Below are 19484 nucleotides of genomic sequence, written 5' to 3'. Positions count from 1 at the left end.
ACACGATAGATCTTAAATCACCTATAAATATAGTAGCACCTCGGCACTTGACTAGCGCTCTGGCAGCAGAAAAGGGGTGTCAGCACACAAGTACGATCACGCAAGCGCTGTAGGGTACTAGCTCTGCTAAACTCTTGCTTTATTAGCTCACTGCGGTACTGTGAAGAATGTTATTTCAACCTCATTAACTGGACGTGAGCATCATTCTTTTTATTGCCATCGGCAGGAGTATACGTGTCTATTACTTTGCCAACCTGCACTAAATGTTGGGCAAATCGATCTACTCCGTATCCTTCTCTGAAATCATGACCATTGTAATACCACGCTGGCTCACCTGCGTAATCACCTTGGTTCATATCCATGCTACTGTAAATTATCCACGCTCTATTTTTATTAGGTAGCGCAGTAAAATCGGCATCTATTCTCGCAAAAAAATCCGGGTAGCTACGAACCTCATGGCGATAATCTTCACCCAATACACCAGTAAACTTTAGCGCATCAGCGGCTTTATAATATTTATAACCTGCAACTGCATTCCAATACACATATACTGCATCACCCTCACGATAATTGGAATTAACATATTGTAAAGCGTCTCTATAATACGACATTTTATAACCTCCAATAAGGTAAGGGGTAATTGTATTAGCTATCGTATTTTTCACTAGACCTAATAAAAGCAACACGGTTAATCCGTACCCGAAGTATTTCCCAACAGGCCGTTTGTTGCTCGCATACTCACTACCTGCTGCGAGAAGCAGGGCTACGAGTGGAGCCAAAAAAACTGTCATTCTCTCGTAGAAGGGATACAGCCTGAGAGAAGAAGCGACGAATGCAATCAATACTGTAGCGCCAAACAGTAATAGGTACTTTTGGTCGCGCTTGAAGAAATATAGTGCGCCCAAGCAAGAAAGAATAAGCGGCACTATCGTCATGCGCTGAATAAAGCGCTGCGTATGGGTATGATTTCCCAAATCATTAACCCACGTCAGGCCAAGTGGATAATGAAAAAAAGCGAATATTTTACGTGCTGCCCACGTAACACCACTCACTGGCTGTAGCGGGAAATAACCGTCAAATTTGACAAAGAAGTATACCAGCCACCCCGCATCCGATCCTTCCTTCGCAAATAATAAATAGCTGAGAACAAAACTCAGCAACCACATGCCGAAGGGAATTAGCAAACGGAATATTTTTCCCCAATTTCCTTTTACCAAATAATAAATACCCGTTGCACATGCTATTCCTACTAGCACGAAAATACTTGGGTATGATAACCAAACGGCTAGGCTTCCTCCCAATCCCCAAATCAGTAATTTCTTTATGCTAGTTTCATGATGGTAGCGGACATACAGCCACAAAATAAAAACCGTAGTGAAAAGATCCGCGCCGTATGGCTTTGCCTCCACTGAATGATGAATAATTGGCGAAGAAATTGCCACTAAGGCCAGCGCAATAAATACGCCCAACGGTTCGAGAAAATAGCGAGCAACGGGTACGAATAAGAATAAAGCCGCAATGCTGGTTAGCAAGGAATAAAGGCGCAGTGCCATTTCATTGTTGCCAAACAGCACCACAAACAGATGCGAAATCAACAAATAGCCCACTGGAGCCTTTTGCATATAAGGCAAGGGCTTGGATAGCAATTCACTGAAGCTCATGTCTACAATGCCCGCCGACAAGTAGATTTCGTCGGTCCACAACGAACGATTGTAGAAGTAATGAAATAGCCTCAGGCCAATGCCTAAAACAATAGTAATACCAGTGGCAGCGGTATAGAAATCAACATGGTTTTGCTTCGGGAAAGCACCTGCCGCGGAGCTAAGTTGGGCCTGCATAGTATCGGACGAAAGCTAATCTACCAATGCACTTTTGTGTAAAATGCAAAGATTTAATTAACTTTTTCCAATAATAAACCCACAATAATTGTAGCTCAACGACCAAAAATACCGTTGAGTTATTGTTTTATCCTACTTGCATACAGACAGTTAGACGAAACAGGGCCTAACTATGCGGTTTAACTACAATTCTAACGACAGCAAAGCGGCCACGTTCTATACGTTAGTCCCAACTTACCCTTTCGCTGAGCGCCGGACCATCTTGTAGTGTTGAATGTCACACTCCTCGAACATCTCCCCTACTTTGTCGAAGCCATGCCGTTCGTAGAACCGTACGGCTGGCAGTTGCGCGTGCAAATACACCACCGCGCCGGGGTATTGCGCATCAACGTCTTGCAACACCTGCTCGAGTAGTGCGGCGCCCGCTTGCTGATTGCGGTAGTCGGACAGTACGGCGAAACGTTCCAGCTTTACGCCAGCCTCCGTTTTGCGCCAGCGGGCGGCGCCGCAAGGCGTACCGTCGATTGCTCGGGCTAGGTAGTGCGTAGCGCCGTTTGCGTCGTGCGCATCATATTCTTCTTCGGCGGGCACGTTCTGCCCCACCACAAACACTTCCCGACGAATAGCAAACGCGGCGTCGAGGTCTTGAGGTGCAGAAATACGTTGAGCTTTCATATAATCAGCTTTAGAAGGCTTGTTTGAGTTTTGCGGATAAGCTTCGCTTGTTGACTAGATGGCGAAAGTAGCAACGAAATAAAAAAGCGGCCCCGTAATGGAGGCCGCTTTTTGTTGTAATAAGCACCTTGTAGAGCTACCAGGTGCCTGAGGCAGCTTCTTACCGAAAACTAGAGCTGCTGCTCATGGTTTACTGGTAGCTCCTGCGTACCATCGTCCTCGGGGCGAGCATCAGGATGGCGGCTGGCGTCGGGAGCAGCAGAGCCGGGGCCGTTGGGACGACGGTACGGCTGATACTCGCGGATGGGGCGGTTGGCTTGGTTGGCTTGCTCCTGCTGCGTAGCTACGTCGTACTTATCGTAGGCCATTACAATGGACTTCACCAAGCGGTGACGCACCACGTCTTCGGAACTCATTTCTACAAAGCCAATACCGTTTACATCTTTCAGAATGTCCAGTGCTTGGATGAGGCCAGATTTCTGCTTGGTCGGCAAGTCAATCTGGCTTCGGTCGCCGTTAACCATCACCTTGGCCGAAGGACCCATGCGGGTCAGGAACATCTTCAGCTGCGAGGGCGTGGTATTCTGGGCCTCATCGAGGAGCACGAAGGCATTGTTGAGCGTCCGGCCACGCATGTAAGCCAGCGGGGCTATTTCGATGGTCTTGTTCTCCATGTAGAACTTGAACTTCTCGGGCGGCAACATATCCTCCAGCGCATCATAAATGGGCCGCAGATAGGGGTCAATCTTGTCTTTCAGGTCGCCGGGCAGGAAACCTAGACTTTCGCCAGCCTCCACGACTGGGCGGGAGATGATAATCTTCTTCACCTCCTTGTTTTTGAGCGCGCGCACCGCCAAAGCCACCGAAATATAGGTTTTGCCGGTACCGGCTGGCCCGAGCGCAAATACTAAATCGTGGCGCATGACGGCGTCAACGAGCCGCTGCTGGTTTGCTGTTTTGGCTTTGATAACGCCGCCTTTCGCCCCAAACAGAATAACGTCGGGTGAGGCCGCTAGCAAACGGTCCTGCTGATCTTCATCAGACGAGGACAGGTACTGGTACACTGTTTTGTCGGTGATTTGTCCGTACTGGTGATAATGCTCCAGTAAGGCCGACAGAATATCGTTGATACGGCTGATGACGGGCGTTTGGCCCTGTATTTTAATCTCGTTGCCGCGGGAAATAATTTTGCTACCAGGAAAAGCCGCCGCTAGCTGACGGATGTTCTGGTTATCGGGTCCCAGGAAATCAATCAGGGACACGTTTTCGAGCGTGATGACTTTCTCTACCAAATTAGGGGTGGTGGGGACTAGGGAGTTGAGTGAAATGATAGCGCTTGAACAACATCGGTTCCGGCAAATAGCCTACTTTTGCCGCCCTTACAAGGCATTAAAACAATAGTACGAAGAACTCAGAATTTCCGGCAATGGGATTGATTACGTTTCTGTCTGACTTCGGCTACCGCGACCATTACGTGGCGGCCGTAAAGGCGCGGATTCTACAATTGGCCCCGACAACGCCCGTACTCGACATTTCGCACGCTGTCGAACCCTTTAACATCGCGCACGCCGTTCACGTTCTAAATGCAGTATTTCGTGACTTCCCGGCTGGCACGGTGCACCTGATCGGCGTCAACGATTTAGGCGGCCCTCGGGCTGCCTGGCACGCCGCCGTTTATCAAGGACACTATTTTGTAGCCGCCGACAATGGCCTGCTAGCCCTGCTTTGTGACGGACAGCCCGAGGAGCTTGTTAGCCTAGGAGCAGCTGCCGGCATAACCTCCTCCCCCACCCGCGACCTGCTCGCGCCAGCGGCGGTACACCTAGCCAATGGCGGTTTGCTCTCCGACCTTGGCCCCGCCACAACGCAGCTCTACCAATTGCTCAATCGCCAAGTGCGCCTACAAGACAACCGCATTACGGGCCACGTTGTGCACGTCGACCACTACGGCAACCTCATTACTGACATCACACGCCAGGCGGTAGAGGTCATCGGCCGGACTCGTCCGTTCACGATTCATTTTGCCCGCGAAACGGTGCGCGAAATTGCGGCGCATTTCCAAGCCTCCGACCCAGGCGAAGCCGTGTGCATTTTCAACAGTCAGGATCAGCTGTGCATCGGCATCAACCAAGGCAACGCCTCCGAGCTGCTCGGCCTGCACTTCGATTCGCAAGTGGACTTGCGCTTCCCAGCCGACGGACAATAGCACTAACCAACCTGAAAATCTATACCTCATAACAAGCAGAAACCTTGTTTACGGCCTTTAAACGCGTTATTTTATTTTGTTTTTATATTATGTTAAGTAGAAATTCCGCGTAAAATAGGCTTCGCAATGCCTAGTGGCAAGCTACTTTAAACTACTTCTCGATGCTAATAAGAATTGTGCGCATGACTTTCGCGCCTGAGTTAGTCCCGCAGTTTCTAGAAATTTTTCGCGCCTCTGAAAACCAGATTCGGCAAATGCCAGGCTGCCAGTTTTTGGAGTTGTGGCAGGATGCAGAGCATGCTCACATCTACTGCACCCATAGCCATTGGGAAACCGAGGAAGCTTTGAACAACTATCGTCGTTCAAAGCTCTTTGGGAAAGTGTGGCCTGCTACGAAGGCATTATTTTCAGCTCCAGCCCAGGCTTTCTCTGCATATCAGGTTCAGCCAGCATAATAGAGCGCAACAGGCGCGGCTTTGGGTATTTATCAAGAACTTGCTGGTGTAGGTAGTGGCTAAGTTCTCTCTTCGCGCTTAGCAAACCGTTCTATTCATAGAAAGACCATTGCAACAGACAGTTGTGCCTGGTTGAATAGTTAATGAAAGCAAAAGCGCCAACCTTAATCGGCAAAGGCTGTATTGGTAGCTATGGACACCAATTATTTTGAATTCTACGACTTGCCGGAGACATTTCAGCCGGACGAGGCTGCGCTGAAGCGTCAGTATTACGCTTTGAGCCGCGAATATCACCCCGACTTTCACGCTACTGCGAGTGCGGAGCGGCAACAGGAAATCCTGAATCTGGCTACTCTCAACACCAATGCCTACCGCACCCTCTCCGACCCCGACTTGCGAATGGCCTACATTTTAGGGCGCCATGGACTGTTAGAAGAAGGAAAACAGGAGTTGCCATCAGATTTTTTAATGGAAGTAATGGAGCTAAATGAGCAGATAATGGAGCTCGAATTTGAGCCCGATCCGGAGGCTGCCAAACGGGTGGAAGACGAAGTTAACGCCTTGACTCAGACCCTCGATGCAGGTATCGAGCCTGTGCTAGCAGGGTACCCCGGTTTGCCTACTGATGCTCGGCCCCAGGCGCTACGCCAAGTACAGACTTACTATTTGAAAAAGCGTTACCTGTTGCGCATTCGCGAAAGTCTAACTAAGTTTGCAGCCCGCTCCTGAAACGAAGGAGTGAGTGAAGCCCAGATGGCGGAACCGGTAGACGCGTTGGTCTCAAACACCAATACCGCAAGGTGTGCCGGTTCGACTCCGGCTCTGGGTACCCGTAGGCACTAAAACTGCCACAATAGCCGTAAAAGCGGCCTTTCCGATCAATCGGAGGGGCCGCTTTTACGGCTTTTGGCATATGGGTGCTTAGCAAACGCTTAGCAAAGAAAAATTCAGATGAATTATTCAGCCTCTATCAAGCTCCGGCGCCCTGCTCGTACCGATGGTACCTGCCAAATCCTCCTCCTAGTGGTCATTCGCCGCAAGCCGCACCCATTAGGACTCGGTATATCGTGGTGGCCCGAATTATTTGATGAGCAAAAGGGACTCTGCCTTACTGGGCAGGCGAAAAAAGACCGGAAGCCAGGCTATGACCAGGTGCTGAGCACGGCGGTGGCCTGGGCCGGAGGCACTATTGAGAAGCTGGAGGCCAAAGCCAAGGACCACAACATGATTATCGGCAAGGCCCGCAGTAAGGCTAACGACGTGTTCGTAAATTTCCGACTCAATGATCAGCCAGTGACGAGCGAGGCCTTTCTGCTCGACTACAATACCGAGGCCAGCAAGAAAGACTTCATTTCTTATATGGAGGCCAAGATTTCCGAGCGGTACCGCAAAGGGAAGGGCCATCGGGAAGGCATTGGGGAAGTGACGAGAAAGAATCACACCAGCACGCTCAATTGCCTGAAGAAATTTCGGCCAAGTATTCCGTTTTACAGCATCAGCCCGAAGCTGGTAGATGACCTGCACGCTTTCATGTGCAAGCATATCAAGGGCATCAACACCCGCTGGACGCGGCATAAGGATGTGAAAACCTACTTGGCCCTGGCCAAGAAAGAGCGGATTCGCTTCGAAGACCCGTATGTGGACTTCGAGAACAAGAGTGTGGAAGGCACCTGGAAGCCGCTCAAGTCAGCGGAGCTGATGAAGTTGAAGGTGTACTACACGCAGCTGCCAGTAGGCTCAGCTCGTCGGCGCATCCTGCAGCGCTTCCTCTTTAGCTGCTGCTCCAGCCTCCGACTCGGTGACCTCAAGAACCTACACCAGGCCAAACTCAATGGCCAAGAGCTAACCTTCCAGATTCAGAAAACCTACGACGAGAAGTTAAAAGCCATGATGTTGCCCTTAACTAAGGAAGCACTAGGGTATTTGGAGGATTCGCGGCGGGAAGAAGGGCTGGTCGGGTTTTGGCCTTACACCGATCAATATTCTAACCGGACGCTAAAAGACATTGCCAAGGAGCTGGATATCGAAACGCACCTACATCACCACGTTGGCCGCGAAACCTACGCCACCGAGTTCATTCGCCGAGGTGGTAAGGTCGAAGTACTTCAGAAACTGATGGACCACGAGAAGATAGAAACGACGATGAAATACGTGCACGTGGATGACGACATGAAACGAGAAGCCATTCGGATGCTCGATGCTCAGAACGAAGTGCAGATGGCAGTAGTCGCCTAAACGAAAAGCCCCGCTACCAATCGTAGCGGGGCTTTGTTATCCTAATAGGCGGAAGTCCCGAATCTCACTGGACTCGATATACTCGCTAAATTCCTTCCTCATCATGGCCTCGAACCCCTTGTTGAAGGAGTCATATGACGCATTAGCTTCATCTGCTTTCCCTGGATCACTATGCAACCAGCTAAACCTCAGTGGTTCATTGCCACTATTCGCCTCGTTGCTCATAAATGCATCACTGGGTGAACCTTTACTGTCTACGAAGCGGAATTTAGGACCAATTTCCATTACCCAGTTTGGAATATGGTTAATCCTATCAATGAACAATACAATGAAGTCTTTAGGGTTTATTCCTTTTAAGGTCAATAACACTGCCATACAATAACATCTTGGTACAGGGTTAATATAGAGTATAATGTTCAGTTACATAAAAAGGCCCCGCTACCATTAGTAGCGGGGCCTTTTTGTTAGTCAGTCGCTTATAAAAGCTATCCTTTACGACATCAAAATCCAGCGGCTTTTGCCATACTTCACGCGCCGTGGGCTTGGCTTGGCGTAGTGGCGCACCGGTGCGAAAGGAGTAAAAGCAGTTTTCCGAATCTGCAGATCTTGCTTGGCCACTTGGCCAACACCTTTCGCGGGAATTTTAGACGTGGTGTCCGTAGGCTGAGCCGTTTGCTTGGCATCAACTGCAGCGGTTGAGGCTTGTGGCTGGTTGGCACTAGCGCCGGCAATCAAAAGGCCAGCAGCAGCAAGAGTAGAAAGGATGACGCGCTTCATAAATAAAAAAGTGAGGTTTGGGCTAGAAGAAGGACCCAAACCTCACCACTTTAAAAGCCAGTGCGAAGGACAGAAAAACAGCTAAAGCACGGCTTCAACCTACAGTTAGATATTTAGCTACTGTACTCGGTGACATACCCAGTGCCGTGGCAATGGCTCGGTCAGAAATACCCGTTGCCTTCAGTCGCTTGACTTGTGCCACCTTTTCAGCATCGACAGTAGGTCGGCCGATAACCTTGCCTTTGGCGCGTGCTCGGACAAGGCCAGCCTTAGTCCGCTCTCCTAGCCGCACCTTTTCCTGCTTGGCAATAGCAGCTAGGATACCGATGATGGCATCTTTAAAAATGCCAGTGCTATCTAAGTACTGCTCGGTAAAGGATAGGAATTGTACGCCGGAAGCGGAAAGCTTCTGCAAGTGATTGAGCGTTTCGCCTACTCCTTCACGGCTGAAGCGGTCGAGTGCCCAGAAGATCACCACATCAAAGCGGCCCTGGTGGGCATCTAGAAAGAGCTGCTTGAATTGAGCACGGTCCGCCTTACCTCCTGAGTCGTGGTCAGTGTACTCTTTATAAACTGTGAATCCCTTCCGAGCCGCAAAAGCACGCAATTCATGCAGCTGGTTTTCATTGTCCTGTCCTTTGTCGCGGGTGCTTACGCGGGCGTAGATAGCAGCTTTGTGTTGCACTATTTCAGGTTTATATGATTTAACTCGCTACGAAGAGCTTACAGAAAGTATCATAATCAATTATTTCAATTCCATCGAACATACGACTAGCTTCACTTATTTCTTCAACAAGTGAATTATCGTAATTACCAACAATTAACACACATTTGGGATTACTAACTGTTATACCATATCTACTATTAGCAAATGCCAAGTTTTGTGGAAGAGAAAAATACTCTCTGTAATTAGCCAATTGTCCAACGCCTTCCATAACACCATCAATAAACCTTCTCCTATTACTTTTCCCTTTCGTTACACGGCTCTTTGTTAACAATGCAGTTTTCAAATCATAAATATCATAATGCCCATCAGCACGCTTAATCATTAAGTCAGGCCTTATTTGTGAACCCTTAGGCGTGTTACGATATTCAATCCAATCAAAACTTGCCTCATAAAGAAATGCATCTGTTTTAAACACTTTCTTAATGATATCTGGATGCTGATGCAAGAATTCGCCTATTGTTGTTTCCCTTATCCCAGGCGACATATACATATTCTGAAATTGGCCAGCAACTATTAAGCTTGCTTCATCTCTTTTCACAACACTAACTCCAGCTACTAATCGTTCATTATCAACGACCATATTAGTAGCTTTTTCAAATATGTCCAGCATTTTGGGCTTACCAGCTGATTTTTTAACAATAAGCGCAGCAAGTACATTTTTACACCTAAATAAATTTTCGTACTTGTTAACTATAACACAATTCCAAATCATACAACAATTAGATTCGTCACTAAATTCGATAAGACTGCTTCCTTCTTCACTAAAATAAATTATTGATTGTCCTAATACAGTTAACGACAATTGAGGGTACCGGTTAGAAAGTTCCGATAGATCACTTGGACGAGCTAAGCATAAATGATGCATTACAAAATCTGGTCTATTGATTTTAAACCCTGGATTTGAAGCTACGTTACCAAACTGACCGAAATAACGAGTTATACTCCTCTCTTTATGTTCCTTTTCAATTAGCCCATTGAAAGAATCTACTGCACCAATAAGCTCTGCCACAAAATGGCTACCCATATCTGTCACCAATAACATGTTAGGGTACAAAATAACTTTATCGCTACTGCTACTCGCTTGAGAGTTGGGGACTTCAGAATTAGCAGCATCAGTGATTAATATCCCTGCTTTCTGTTGTTTATATATTGTATTTAAATAACCAGTCCACAATTCGTGAGCATATTTTTTGAATTCAGTAAACTTCATACAAACAAATTTTAAGTGGCATGATATGTCCAGCGGAGTGAAGCACTCCCAGTATCCTTTACTCGCTTTAGCGTTCGCTCTGTACACACTAAGGCTTAATAGCGTGAAAGACCTTTCCGCTTCGGAATTGAAATGTCGCCATAAAGTTGAACTTGTCCAAAAAGCGTTCGGTTATTGGACGGTTTCAGCACCCACGCAAAAGGCCCCGAAAACCGTGTTTTTCGAGGCCTTTTTTTACACCCTTTTTTGGACACCGATTTCGCTACCGAATCCCGCCTCCCTCCCGCGTCTGCTGTACTACCCTCAGTCCCCGCTCAACCTCCTGCAGATTGTTGTGCACCGTTAGGTTGCTCTGCCACTCCTCGACTCCTTCCAGCCGATCATTGAGCTTGCCCATCACCTGTACCATCTGGCCAAGCAGGCCGGTGATCGAGTCATCTCCAGCGGCCGTGGCTCGGCCCATCGTCGCGCCAGGAACCGTAGACCCGCCTTCGGCAAATGCTCGGCCTTTGCTGGCAATGCTGGCTTCGAGGAACCCCATCAGGTCGGCCTGTTTCGGGTCCGCATACAGCCAGTTCGGAATCACCAGCTCCGGGCCGGCCTCGCCGATCAGGCCGATGGTCGCCTTATCTACCGGGCCACCTGCCTGGAAACTTCCGCCCGGAGCCTGGCTCCCACCACTGGCGCCGCTGAGCATGGCCAGGGCCTCGCGGGTCGTGGCAATTTCCTGCACCCGGTTGGTCGGACCACCTTGCGCGTACTTGGCAATCTGAATACCGGCCATCGTAGCCCGGCCTACAGCTAGGCCGCTTTGTACCACGAGCTGCACGGCACCTGCAGCGCCAGCGGTTACGCCGTTGAGTGGGTTCTCGGCCGCAGCTTCGGCAATGGCCGATAGTTCCTTGGCCAAGTTGATGCCCAGGTCGGCCAGGGCTAGCGTCTTGCGAATGGCCTTGTACGCCTTATAAGCCCCGGACTTCTTATCGATGTTGTCCATAATAAAGGCCAGCTCGTCCGAGTCCATGATCTTGCGCACCTTCTGCAACGAGTCCTCGAACTTGGCCAGGCCATCTTTCTGGCCTTTGGTCTGCTTGATGTGCTCCGCCAAATCCTTCAGCTGCTGCGCATGGGCCTTGCGATACTCAGCCGACTCGGCCCCACTCCGCTCCTTGACCAGCGCCAGCTCACGCTCCATACCTGCCCGCTTGGCTTCCCAGACGGCATCGTCATAGGCTTGCTGCGTAAGCACGCCGTTTTCCAGATCCACCTGCAGCTGCGCCACCTTCTCATCGGTCTCGGCCTGGTTTTGCTCGATCTTCTCGTCTAACGCCTTTTGCTTCCGCTGCTGTTCTTCCTCAGCAAACTTGGTAGCTAGCTCCCGCAGCCGCAGGTCGCGCTCTTCCATGATGGCCGCGAGCTGCTCGGTGTAGTCCACTTCCTGGCCCGTAAGCTTGTTGGCTTTTTCGAGCGCCTCATCAAACAACTTCTGGCGCTGCGAGGCCCGGCGCTGCAGCTCGTCGTCCATGCCCGTCTGATCGAGCTGGGCGGATAGCGCGTTGCGGGTTTTCAGCAAGTCGCCATTCTCCTTCACCCAGTCCTTGGTGGCGTTTAGCCGCTCCTGGTCGTGCTTCTTCTGCTCGGCCAACTCCTGTTTGCGGTGTTTCTCGGCTTCTTTGCGCTGCTTCTCCAGTTCAGCCGCGGAAGGTCCACTAGACCCGGAGACAGGTGCCGCCTCACCCGGTGCGGCCGGTGCTCCACCGGTAGTCTTAGTATCCACCGTAACCGTGCGGGTAATCTTGTTGTCCTTGTTGGCATGGTAGCCATCGACGAATGCTTTGGCATTGCGCATGCCGGACTTGAACACCACATCCTCGGTGGCGTCGAAAGTCGCTTTTAGGCCGGCCTTGATTTTCTCGGTATCGAGCGTGAAGACGCCGACGATCAAGTCCCCTACCCCACCCAGATATTTCAGCGCATCGTCCTTGATGGTTTTAAAGGTGGTCGTAACGACAGCCGCCAAGCCACCAAGCACACCCCGGACGATTTCACTCTTATTATATAAGTAAACGAACCCATCGGCTAGGCCTCGCGCAATGCCAATCGTGGTGCGCAGCCCAAAAGTCAGCACCGTCAACACAGCTGTCAGCGCTTCGACCGCAATCTTGACCGTATCGGTTTTGCTGTCGAAGAGCCCCAGCCCCTCTATAATATCCCGTATTTCCTCATACAGGCCTTTCACCTCCTGGCCGATAGCGTTGAACAGGTCACCGACCGGTCCCAGGTTGTCGAGCAAACGGGTAAACCAGCCCATCAGCACCCCGAATACGGAAATGATGGCCGTGAAAACCGGCTTGAGGCCGTTGCCGATTTTCTTTTCCAATTGGTCGGACTGGTCACCTAGGTTCGACATCTGTCCCTCCAGCGTGGCACTGATCGCGGCCGTGCTGCCGGCTACGCCCTGCATCGCACCAAACGCCATGATGGCCCCATTGATGGCTTCAGGCGTGTTCTTGACGGTTTGGTTGACGCCTTTAAACGACAACGACACTTCGTCCCCGGCTTTCGAGGCCTTGATACCAAATTCCTTCAGGCGCTCGAACTCGCCGCTGCCGGCATCGAGCACCGCTTCGGTGAGTTGGTCGAAGGATTTGCCCTGGCTGGCGGCAATATCGGCCATCTTGCCCATCTCGGTCATTGACGGGTTAATGCCCCGGTTGACGAACTTGATGTAGCTGTCCGTCAGTTCATCCACCGAGAAGGGTGTTTTGGCGGCCATCGTCTCGATATCGCTCATGGCCTTGGCTGCCTTTTCTTGGCTACCCAATGCGTTTTTGAGCACGGCCTCGTACTTCTCGTACTTGGCCGTGGTTTCGAGGATTTCTTTCCCCACACTCATGACGCCATCCACGATGGCGTCCACCCCAAGACCAATGCCAGTAAAAGCTAAGGCCTTGGTGAAAAAGCTGCTCTTTTCGGCCGTTTGCCCCATCTCCAGGCGCACGCCTTCGATGCGTTGCTGCAGGGCCTGATAGTCGGCCAGCAGCTTTTTGCGGCCTGGGTCATCGGCCGACAAATCTTTGAGCTGCTTCTCCAACTGCTTGGCTGCCGCGTCCATTTCGTTGTAAGTGGCCGCGACTTTCTTGCCGTTAACCACCACCTGAATCTGCTCTCGATTGTGCTTCTCGGTCGCGGCGGCCAATGCCGCCTCCTCAGCCGCTAATTCCTCGGCCGTTTTGACGTAGGTGTTCATCTCGGTCCGAGCAGCGGCTATGCGCTGCTGGAGCACGGTAAAGTCGCGCAACAGTGCAGCCCGGCCTGGATCATCCTTGCTCATTGAAGTTAGCTCCACTTCCAGCAAGGAGGCAGCGGTCTTCATTTCTTTGAGCGAGGCCGTTTGCTGTTTTCCTTGGGCTATGGCTTCTACACGCTCTCGAGTCAGCTGCTCTTGCGCAGCCTGGAGACGCTCGGTTTCCAGCCGTTCTTCCTCCGCAGCCTTGCGCAGCTTCTCCTGTTCAGCGGCTTGCTGTTGCTGGGTTGGGATAAGCTGCCGCATTTGCTGGCGAGTCTCGGCAATCCGGCCATTCAGCTCCTGAAAATCTTGCAGCAACTTGGCCCGGCCCGGATCATCCGTACCCATCTTGCTCAGCTGGGCATTCATAACGGCCGATGCGGCCCCCATTTCTTTTAGGGACGCATTAGCCTGCTGACCTTTAATAACAATCTCTACTTCCCGTTTTTGCTTATCGTCAGCCATCAGACTTTACTTATAAGTTAATTTCTATAGTTCCTGGCACGCTATCGAGCGCCATAGCAATCATGGTCTCGCCGTAGAAGTCACTAAGCAGTGTCCCCAGTCGCTGGGTTTGCCGGCCCATTTCCTTGCTGTACCACTGGCGTTTTTTGCGAGAATAGCGGTAGAGCTGTCCTTTCTCGTCGCGGAGTTTGGCGTAGGCACTCTGGCTTTTGCGCACCCCGGCCCCCATGCCCCGCCCGACGCCCATATCAGCAAACTTGCCGTAAAGGGCGTAAGCAATCGAGAGCTTTTCCACGTCCCCATCCGAGGCTGCGACTAGGTGACCCTTGATGGAATCGAGCAGTTCATCGGTATCCCGAACTTTTTGCTTGATAACCTGCTCACGCAGGTTCGAGAGGGTGATTTCCAACCACCGCTCCACGGTCATTTTCTGCGTGGCCATCTTAGCGCAGGGTCTGGTGGTACGTGAAGCGGGCTTCCCCAATAGTGTCAGCACCGCCGAGCTGCACGCTGATGCGCTCCCACAAAAACTTCAGTCCCTCCACCATATCCTTGCGGGCCGGGTCCAGGGCCTTGAACTCAGCCAGCGTAAGCGGTACCACCCGCTCCTCTTGCCGGGCATTAGCCTGGAAATCAAGCCACCCCTTGTGCCACTGCTCATACAAACCTTGAGGGCCGTCCCAACTCAGCGCGTACTGGCCGACCGTGGCCCCGGCATAATTGACGGTCCCAGCGCTACCGAGTGGATAGCGGTAGCCCTGGCTATCGGGTTGGAGGCCCCGGTAGAAGAGAAATCGTAGTTGACCGAGACGATTGTCCTGCATGTCCAGCTCCTCCCGATCCGAGCACCCTGCTTGTTCAGCGGCCGGCACCAGCCACGCCCGGTTGGAGTTGAACAAATCGTCTTCGCGCACCATGCGCAGGGTGTCAGCTGCGGGCTTGATAACTTCCTTGCCGTTGCCGAGGCGCACTTCCGGCCAGCTGAAGTTCTTGAGCAGCTCGTCGCCACTATCGGCCGTAAAGCCGAGCACAAAGCCATCCACCTCGCTGGCTACGTCGCGCCAGCCGGCCCGGGAACGACGATCCAGATAAACCGGGTCGGCAATCACTTCGCGCAGGGGCCGGATGGTGAGTTCCTTTCGCACCGGATTGAAGAGGTAGCCCAGACAGAAAGTCTGCTGCAGGGCAATCAGCAAGTCCGCTACCCGCACATCTGGCAGTAGCGTGGCCATGGCCACGGTGGCCACGTTGCCGATGCCAGTGGGCGCATCCAGGCAGCGCGTGGAATAGCAGACGAGTTGCTGGATTTCCTCATCCTCCACCCAACTGCCAACGACCGAGTAACCGAACAGCCCCAACACGCGCCGCAGCAGCGGCACCACCTTCAGGAAGGGCGTATTGGTGTGGATTACCGCATCGATGTTCGTGGTGAACTGGTCGAAGTTGTAGTGGTTGACGATGCCGCAGTAATTGGCTTCGTTTTCCTTGTCGTAGAAGATTTTGTTGCGAACTGGAAACAACACGTAGTCGGCTGTTTCGGGTTGCAGCACCACCAGCAGCTCCGGCAAGGCCAGCGTAGCTAGGGTCACCCCCTCGATCTGCGTGGCCAGGGCATCGGCATCCGCCTCGAACTGGTATTGATATTCGTTTTTGGCGCTGTCGTAGTCCTTATAGCGCAACTGGCCACGACGCCAGAGCGTGCCGCCCAGGTAGCAATCGGCCGGCACCGGGGGCACCGGGCCGACCTGACGGCTCCGGCGAGCCGGGAAGCGCAACAATCTGCGGTTGGCGGGCGTGTCGGCAAAGGGTGCCGGGTACGACTTGGTACCCGGCACCGCATTGGTTTCAAATAATGGGCTGCGGATTTCCAGCCCCAGGGTGGCATTGAAGTCCAACCACTGCTCATCCACTCGGAAGCCTATCATAACGTATGGGGTTAGGAGTTGAGGAGCCGGGGCGTATAGTGCCGCTCGCGGGGCATCTCGAAGTCGAACTGGAGCACGCGCCGGGTGGCGTCCTCGTCGAACACCGTCGCGGTGCGGTCCTTCACCGTGCCCGCCCGGAAGCGGTCCGAGTCGTAGAGCAGCACCCGAGGAGAAAGCAGGAAGTCGGTATCGGCCAGCGTCTGCTCAGCGGAGCGGGCACCGGTATAAACTTTAAGCGTCGGCAGGCCCGTTCTGCGGTCCACTTCCACGTCGCCGCGTACGGCATCGTAGCCGGCGACGCGCGGCAAGGGCGAGCTGGTCGTTTTGCTGGCCAGCTGCAGCTCCGCCCGCCCATGGGCCGACACGGTGTTGAAGCCGCCCAGGCTATTGACATAAATAAAATAGCGGGTCGTGGCCCGGTACCGGGTATCCAGGACGTAAGTGCGCACCTCGCTCACCTCCGTTCCATTTTGATCGGTCACGGCCACGTCCCAACGCTGCACGCGCCGGGCACCGGTTTCGTAGCGACTAAGCCGCAAATCCGTGAATCCTACGGGAATCAGGTACACCTCATTGGCCTTGGCAGGACCATAGCCACTGTTTTGAAACGTCGAAACCGAGCCGTCACTGAGGTAGACCCGCACCCGGCGGTTTACACTGGTGATGGCATCCGTGGGTACCAAATAGGATAGGTACTCCGGCTGGGCACGCTGCACTTTTTTGCGAACCGGCTCCCAGGTCAGAAAGGGGCGACGATTGAAAAACCAGCCATCAAACCAGGTACCCCTGGCCGCTTCCTCGAAGCTGAGCCCGCCGTAGACCACGTAGCTCAGCTCGGTGGTGAGCGTCCCCACCAGGACGCCCGCGACGCGCTCCTGGTAGCGCAGATAGAAGCGCTTGAAGTTGTCGCCACTGCGCACCACATCGGTGCGGTAGCGTGGGTCCAGGGTCGGCAGCTGCGGGCTTACATAGGGCTCCAGCAGCTCCTGCACCTCAAATACGGTGCGGCCGTCACGGTCGGCAGGCTGCTCTTCAGCCTGGCCAGCCAGCTCGAATACACCGCTGAGGTAGGTGCGCTCAACAAACACTTCGCACACGAAGCTCAAATTCGGCTTGGTGGTCGGGTTGTTGCGGTAGTCCTGGCCGGCATCGAGCGCGAGCACAATCGGATCGTGCGAGAAGTAGAACCGGTTAGCGCCGATGGTGCCAGAAATAGAAGCTGTGCAGCCCCGGCTGTCGCGCACCACGCACCGGTAGGTTGCCGGATCGAGGCCCGTACGGCTGGCCGTGGTGGCGCCATCATCCCAGCGGTAGGTATAGCCGGGCGTGCCGCCACTGGCTACGACCGTGAGCCCGGAACCGGTTTTGATTATCTCCAGGATAATCTGGTCGTTCTGCTCGACCGTGATATCGAGCGTACGCTGAGCGCCGCTGGGCGTATCTGTTATTAGCAGCGAGTAAGACGCCGCGCCCAGGCCCATACGGTCCTTGGTGGTGACGCCATCACTCCAGCGATAAGTGAACGGCCCGGCCATGCCAGCAGGCGTGACGGTCAGCATCACGTTGCGCGTGCCAAAACAGTTAAAGCCTGCACTCGTGTAGGTAGCAGTCAGCGTCGTTTTAACGACCGTAACGGCCACCACGTCACTGGTTTCGTTGTTGTAGTAGCCGTAGCGGTCGGCACCATCAACATACCAGTAGAATTCCTCGGTGCCGGGCCGCTGGTAGTTGGTGGGCGGTACACCGCCGAAAGCGACTTGCACACCGGCGTACAGGCTGCCGTCCGTGGTATGGTCGGCAAACACAATGGTGCGTGTGTTCGAGTCAAACGACCAGCGCTGGCCATAGTAAATGTCCTCATCGGCCTGGGGAACGTCCGGGGTCTGGTTGGTATGGTCGTACTGCCAGACAATTCGAAGGGTATAGAGCATAAGCTAGCTGGTAAAGGCGTCCGCGTTAAAAGCCAGCGCCTTGGTAGCGGGCTGGGTGAACTTGAAGGCGAACTGGTTGCCGTAATGGTTGTCGGCCACCGGACCGATGGCATCGAGCGCCATGTCGGAGCGGTTGATGAAGCGGCCCTGGCGCCGGGCCTCGGGACTGCGGAAGGCCAGCAGCACGAAGCCCATCACTTCATGGGCAATGCGCTCGGTGCGCTCCAGCACCTCGTCGCGGTGCTCATCATCACCGGCCTTCACCTTCTCGAGAATGATAAAGGAGCCGTGCCGGTGGGTCAGCGTCTTATCGTCGCCAGTATCCTCGTAGTCGGCCTCGTAGCTGATGGCCACCAGGGTAATGCCGGGCTTGAGCTTGGTTTTGAGTGCCGAGAAAAATGACGTCCAGTAGGTGGCCTTCTGCACGGGGTCCGCCGAGAGCACGAGCTTCACGAAGTGGCACTCCTTATCGGAATGCTTGATTTCCTTGTGACGGGTGGCCGCTTCCTTGAGTAAGGCGGTGTAGGCGAGGTTAGCGAACATGGTTACTGGGGTTGCTGGGCTTCTTTGGCCCGGTCGTAGTTGTCGAGCACGCGCTGCATTTCGCGCATCACGTTGTGCAGCAGCTGCCGCGACGTCACGTCGACGCGGTGCACGCCGTCGGCTAGCGAGAAGAGCACTTGCTGCCAGCCGCTCTGGCTGGCCTTCTGCTGATTGTCGCTGCTGAACACCCGCACGTAGCGCCGCTCCAGCTCACGCCGGCAACCCCGGTACCAGAGCAGCACGGCATACTGAAGGTGATGGGGCACGCGGGCCACGTGGCGCACGCGCCCCTCCACTAGATGCTCGTTGAAATCTTCGCGCCGGTCGCCGCCATAAGTGACCGCGGCCGGATCGTAATCCGCTCGCTGCGGCCGGTAGAGCACGGCCACCAGGCGCTGCAGCCATACCTCCTCATTGGTCTGCAGGTAGCGCAGAAAGTAGGTATCGGCGTAGATGAACTCGGTGAAGGTGAGGTTCAGAAACGACTCACGCGGGCCGTACAACTTGGGGCTGAGCAACTGCCGCCAACTGATTTTAGGTAGGCTGGGCAGCAGTTGCTTGGTAAGCGGAGCGCATTCGCTGGGCTCCTTTAGGAATCGAACCAACGGCTTTAGCTCTACCAGCTGCACAATATTGAGTTGGCGGATGGTGCGCAGGGGCACCTGAAACACTGCCTGCAGCAAGGCCTGGTACAACGGCCCAGGCGAATCGTAGGGCGTGCCATGCACTAAGCACACACGCAGTAATTGCGCCTCTGTCAAGTCGTTCCAGGATTGTGCCACCAGGCGCTCGCGGCCGTCAATCACCACCTCGATCTTTTTCATCGAGTTACTTCTTGAGCTCGCCCATTACACCCCGCTGAGTCCGCTCACGAACCCGCTTCTCCAGTGCCTCTAAGGCCAGATCAATGCCGGCAATGAATTGGGCGTGGTCATCCGACGGATAAACGGCGTTCAGTTTTTCGTGCCGGTCTTTGAGAATGTGCAGTAGCTGCTCGGTCTGAACGCCAGGCTGCCAAGTGCCATCCTCATTGCGCTTCACAAATGGGATGGAAACCAAGTTGCCACCATAGACGGCACCATCCTGAAAACCTATCATAGGCATCAGATAGTAATTGTGGGCACCTTGAAATTTATCATCGGTGGCCACGCACAGCATGGTTTTTTGGCGGCTAGGAAAAACGGAGGCGTTAACGGCGTTCATGGGGC

The 19484-nt window shown here is 53.3% G+C and carries 18 protein-coding genes and 1 tRNA gene; 5 read left to right on the top strand and 14 right to left on the bottom strand.

The features are described from left to right. Positions 1 to 170 precede the first annotated feature (170 nt). From P1X16_RS04030 to P1X16_RS04020, 3 genes are all read right to left on the bottom strand, one after another. A complete protein-coding gene (locus tag P1X16_RS04030) occupies positions 171 to 1838 on the bottom strand; it encodes a glycosyltransferase family 39 protein (protein ID WP_277226574.1) in 1668 nt (555 codons plus the stop codon). 234 nt (positions 1839 to 2072) lie between these two features. Beyond that, positions 2073 to 2513, bottom strand: a complete 441-nt coding sequence (locus tag P1X16_RS04025) for a GNAT family N-acetyltransferase (protein ID WP_277226573.1) — start codon at positions 2511 to 2513, stop codon at positions 2073 to 2075. Positions 2514 to 2683: 170 nt separating this feature from the next. After that, positions 2684 to 3805 carry a PhoH family protein gene (locus P1X16_RS04020; protein ID WP_277226572.1) on the bottom strand — a complete coding sequence of 374 codons (1122 nt, stop codon included), beginning with the start codon at positions 3803 to 3805 and terminating at the stop codon, positions 2684 to 2686. Between the two features lie 134 nt (positions 3806 to 3939). On the opposite strand from P1X16_RS04020, the gene P1X16_RS04015 reads away from it, so the two are divergent. From P1X16_RS04015 to P1X16_RS03995, 5 genes are all read left to right on the top strand, one after another. Then, positions 3940 to 4719, top strand: coding sequence for an SAM-dependent chlorinase/fluorinase (locus P1X16_RS04015; protein ID WP_277226571.1), 780 nt, complete (start codon positions 3940 to 3942; stop codon positions 4717 to 4719). A 161-nt stretch (positions 4720 to 4880) separates the two neighbouring features. Further along, on the top strand, positions 4881 to 5174 hold the full coding sequence (locus tag P1X16_RS04010; RefSeq protein ID WP_277226569.1) for an antibiotic biosynthesis monooxygenase family protein: 294 nt from the start codon (positions 4881 to 4883) through the stop codon (positions 5172 to 5174). Between the two features lie 192 nt (positions 5175 to 5366). Continuing rightward, entirely contained in the window at positions 5367 to 5903 is a 537-nt protein-coding gene (gene hscB / locus P1X16_RS04005) for a Fe-S protein assembly co-chaperone HscB (RefSeq protein WP_277226567.1), read from the top strand. 18 nt (positions 5904 to 5921) lie between these two features. Beyond that, positions 5922 to 6003: transfer RNA gene (locus tag P1X16_RS04000), tRNA-Leu, on the top strand. Between the two features lie 122 nt (positions 6004 to 6125). Beyond that, the gene (locus P1X16_RS03995) at positions 6126 to 7409 is read left to right on the top strand and encodes a tyrosine-type recombinase/integrase (RefSeq protein ID WP_277226565.1); all 1284 of its coding nucleotides are present in this window, start codon (positions 6126 to 6128) and stop codon (positions 7407 to 7409) included. A gap of 36 nt (positions 7410 to 7445) precedes the next feature. Here P1X16_RS03995 and P1X16_RS03990 read toward each other — a convergent pair whose 3' ends face one another. The 11 genes from P1X16_RS03990 to P1X16_RS03940 form a co-directional block, all read right to left on the bottom strand. Continuing rightward, positions 7446 to 7784: a hypothetical protein gene (locus P1X16_RS03990; protein ID WP_277226563.1), complete on the bottom strand. Its 339-nt coding sequence runs from the start codon at positions 7782 to 7784 to the stop codon at positions 7446 to 7448. A 117-nt stretch (positions 7785 to 7901) separates the two neighbouring features. After that, entirely contained in the window at positions 7902 to 8186 is a 285-nt protein-coding gene (locus P1X16_RS03985) for a hypothetical protein (protein WP_277226561.1), read from the bottom strand. Positions 8187 to 8280: 94 nt separating this feature from the next. Beyond that, positions 8281 to 8871, bottom strand: a complete 591-nt coding sequence (locus tag P1X16_RS03980; protein ID WP_277226560.1) for a recombinase family protein — start codon at positions 8869 to 8871, stop codon at positions 8281 to 8283. Positions 8872 to 8890: 19 nt separating this feature from the next. Beyond that, positions 8891 to 10123 (bottom strand): Shedu anti-phage system protein SduA domain-containing protein, encoded by a 1233-nt coding sequence (locus tag P1X16_RS03975; protein WP_277226558.1) that lies wholly within the window; start codon positions 10121 to 10123, stop codon positions 8891 to 8893. A 262-nt stretch (positions 10124 to 10385) separates the two neighbouring features. Continuing rightward, on the bottom strand, positions 10386 to 13877 hold the full coding sequence (locus P1X16_RS03970) for a tape measure protein (protein WP_277226556.1): 3492 nt from the start codon (positions 13875 to 13877) through the stop codon (positions 10386 to 10388). Between the two features lie 10 nt (positions 13878 to 13887). Further along, positions 13888 to 14319 (bottom strand): hypothetical protein, encoded by a 432-nt coding sequence (locus P1X16_RS03965; RefSeq protein WP_277226554.1) that lies wholly within the window; start codon positions 14317 to 14319, stop codon positions 13888 to 13890. 1 nt (position 14320) lies between these two features. Next, positions 14321 to 15802 (bottom strand): hypothetical protein, encoded by a 1482-nt coding sequence (locus tag P1X16_RS03960; RefSeq protein WP_277226553.1) that lies wholly within the window; start codon positions 15800 to 15802, stop codon positions 14321 to 14323. Positions 15803 to 15813: 11 nt separating this feature from the next. After that, positions 15814 to 17733, bottom strand: coding sequence for a SprB repeat-containing protein (locus tag P1X16_RS03955; RefSeq protein ID WP_277226552.1), 1920 nt, complete (start codon positions 17731 to 17733; stop codon positions 15814 to 15816). Positions 17734 to 17736: 3 nt separating this feature from the next. Further along, a complete protein-coding gene (locus P1X16_RS03950) occupies positions 17737 to 18276 on the bottom strand; it encodes a hypothetical protein (RefSeq protein WP_277226550.1) in 540 nt (179 codons plus the stop codon). A gap of 2 nt (positions 18277 to 18278) precedes the next feature. Then, a complete protein-coding gene (locus P1X16_RS03945; protein WP_277226548.1) occupies positions 18279 to 19100 on the bottom strand; it encodes a hypothetical protein in 822 nt (273 codons plus the stop codon). 4 nt (positions 19101 to 19104) lie between these two features. After that, positions 19105 to 19479 carry a hypothetical protein gene (locus P1X16_RS03940; protein WP_277226546.1) on the bottom strand — a complete coding sequence of 125 codons (375 nt, stop codon included), beginning with the start codon at positions 19477 to 19479 and terminating at the stop codon, positions 19105 to 19107. Positions 19480 to 19484: the final 5 nt, after the last annotated feature.

The sequence above is a fragment of the Hymenobacter sp. YC55 genome (genome assembly GCF_029433095.1).
GTDB lineage: Bacteria > Bacteroidota > Bacteroidia > Cytophagales > Hymenobacteraceae > Hymenobacter.
The sequence above is the reverse complement of the archived record's forward strand: the minus strand, read 5'-3'. Positions and strand labels throughout refer to the sequence as shown.

Excerpts from the sequence above, each read along its gene's own strand:
- P1X16_RS04030 (WP_277226574.1), bottom strand. The coding sequence starts at position 1,838 with ATGCAGGCCCAACTTAGCTCCGCGGCAGGTGCTTTCCCGAAGCAAAAC.
- P1X16_RS03985 (WP_277226561.1), bottom strand. The coding sequence starts at position 8,186 with ATGAAGCGCGTCATCCTTTCTACTCTTGCTGCTGCTGGCCTTTTGATT.
- P1X16_RS03970 (WP_277226556.1), bottom strand. The coding sequence starts at position 13,877 with ATGGCTGACGATAAGCAAAAACGGGAAGTAGAGATTGTTATTAAAGGT.
- P1X16_RS03990 (WP_277226563.1), bottom strand. The coding sequence starts at position 7,784 with ATGGCAGTGTTATTGACCTTAAAAGGAATAAACCCTAAAGACTTCATT.
- P1X16_RS03955 (WP_277226552.1), bottom strand. The coding sequence starts at position 17,733 with ATGCTCTATACCCTTCGAATTGTCTGGCAGTACGACCATACCAACCAG.
- P1X16_RS03940 (WP_277226546.1), bottom strand. The coding sequence starts at position 19,479 with ATGAACGCCGTTAACGCCTCCGTTTTTCCTAGCCGCCAAAAAACCATG.
- P1X16_RS03950 (WP_277226550.1), bottom strand. The coding sequence starts at position 18,276 with ATGTTCGCTAACCTCGCCTACACCGCCTTACTCAAGGAAGCGGCCACC.
- P1X16_RS03975 (WP_277226558.1), bottom strand. The coding sequence starts at position 10,123 with ATGAAGTTTACTGAATTCAAAAAATATGCTCACGAATTGTGGACTGGT.
- P1X16_RS03965 (WP_277226554.1), bottom strand. The coding sequence starts at position 14,319 with ATGGCCACGCAGAAAATGACCGTGGAGCGGTGGTTGGAAATCACCCTC.
- P1X16_RS04025 (WP_277226573.1), bottom strand. The coding sequence starts at position 2,513 with ATGAAAGCTCAACGTATTTCTGCACCTCAAGACCTCGACGCCGCGTTT.
- hscB (WP_277226567.1), top strand. The coding sequence starts at position 5,367 with ATGGACACCAATTATTTTGAATTCTACGACTTGCCGGAGACATTTCAG.
- P1X16_RS03960 (WP_277226553.1), bottom strand. The coding sequence starts at position 15,802 with ATGATAGGCTTCCGAGTGGATGAGCAGTGGTTGGACTTCAATGCCACC.
- P1X16_RS04015 (WP_277226571.1), top strand. The coding sequence starts at position 3,940 with ATGGGATTGATTACGTTTCTGTCTGACTTCGGCTACCGCGACCATTAC.
- P1X16_RS03995 (WP_277226565.1), top strand. The coding sequence starts at position 6,126 with ATGAATTATTCAGCCTCTATCAAGCTCCGGCGCCCTGCTCGTACCGAT.
- P1X16_RS03945 (WP_277226548.1), bottom strand. The coding sequence starts at position 19,100 with ATGAAAAAGATCGAGGTGGTGATTGACGGCCGCGAGCGCCTGGTGGCA.
- P1X16_RS04010 (WP_277226569.1), top strand. The coding sequence starts at position 4,881 with ATGCTAATAAGAATTGTGCGCATGACTTTCGCGCCTGAGTTAGTCCCG.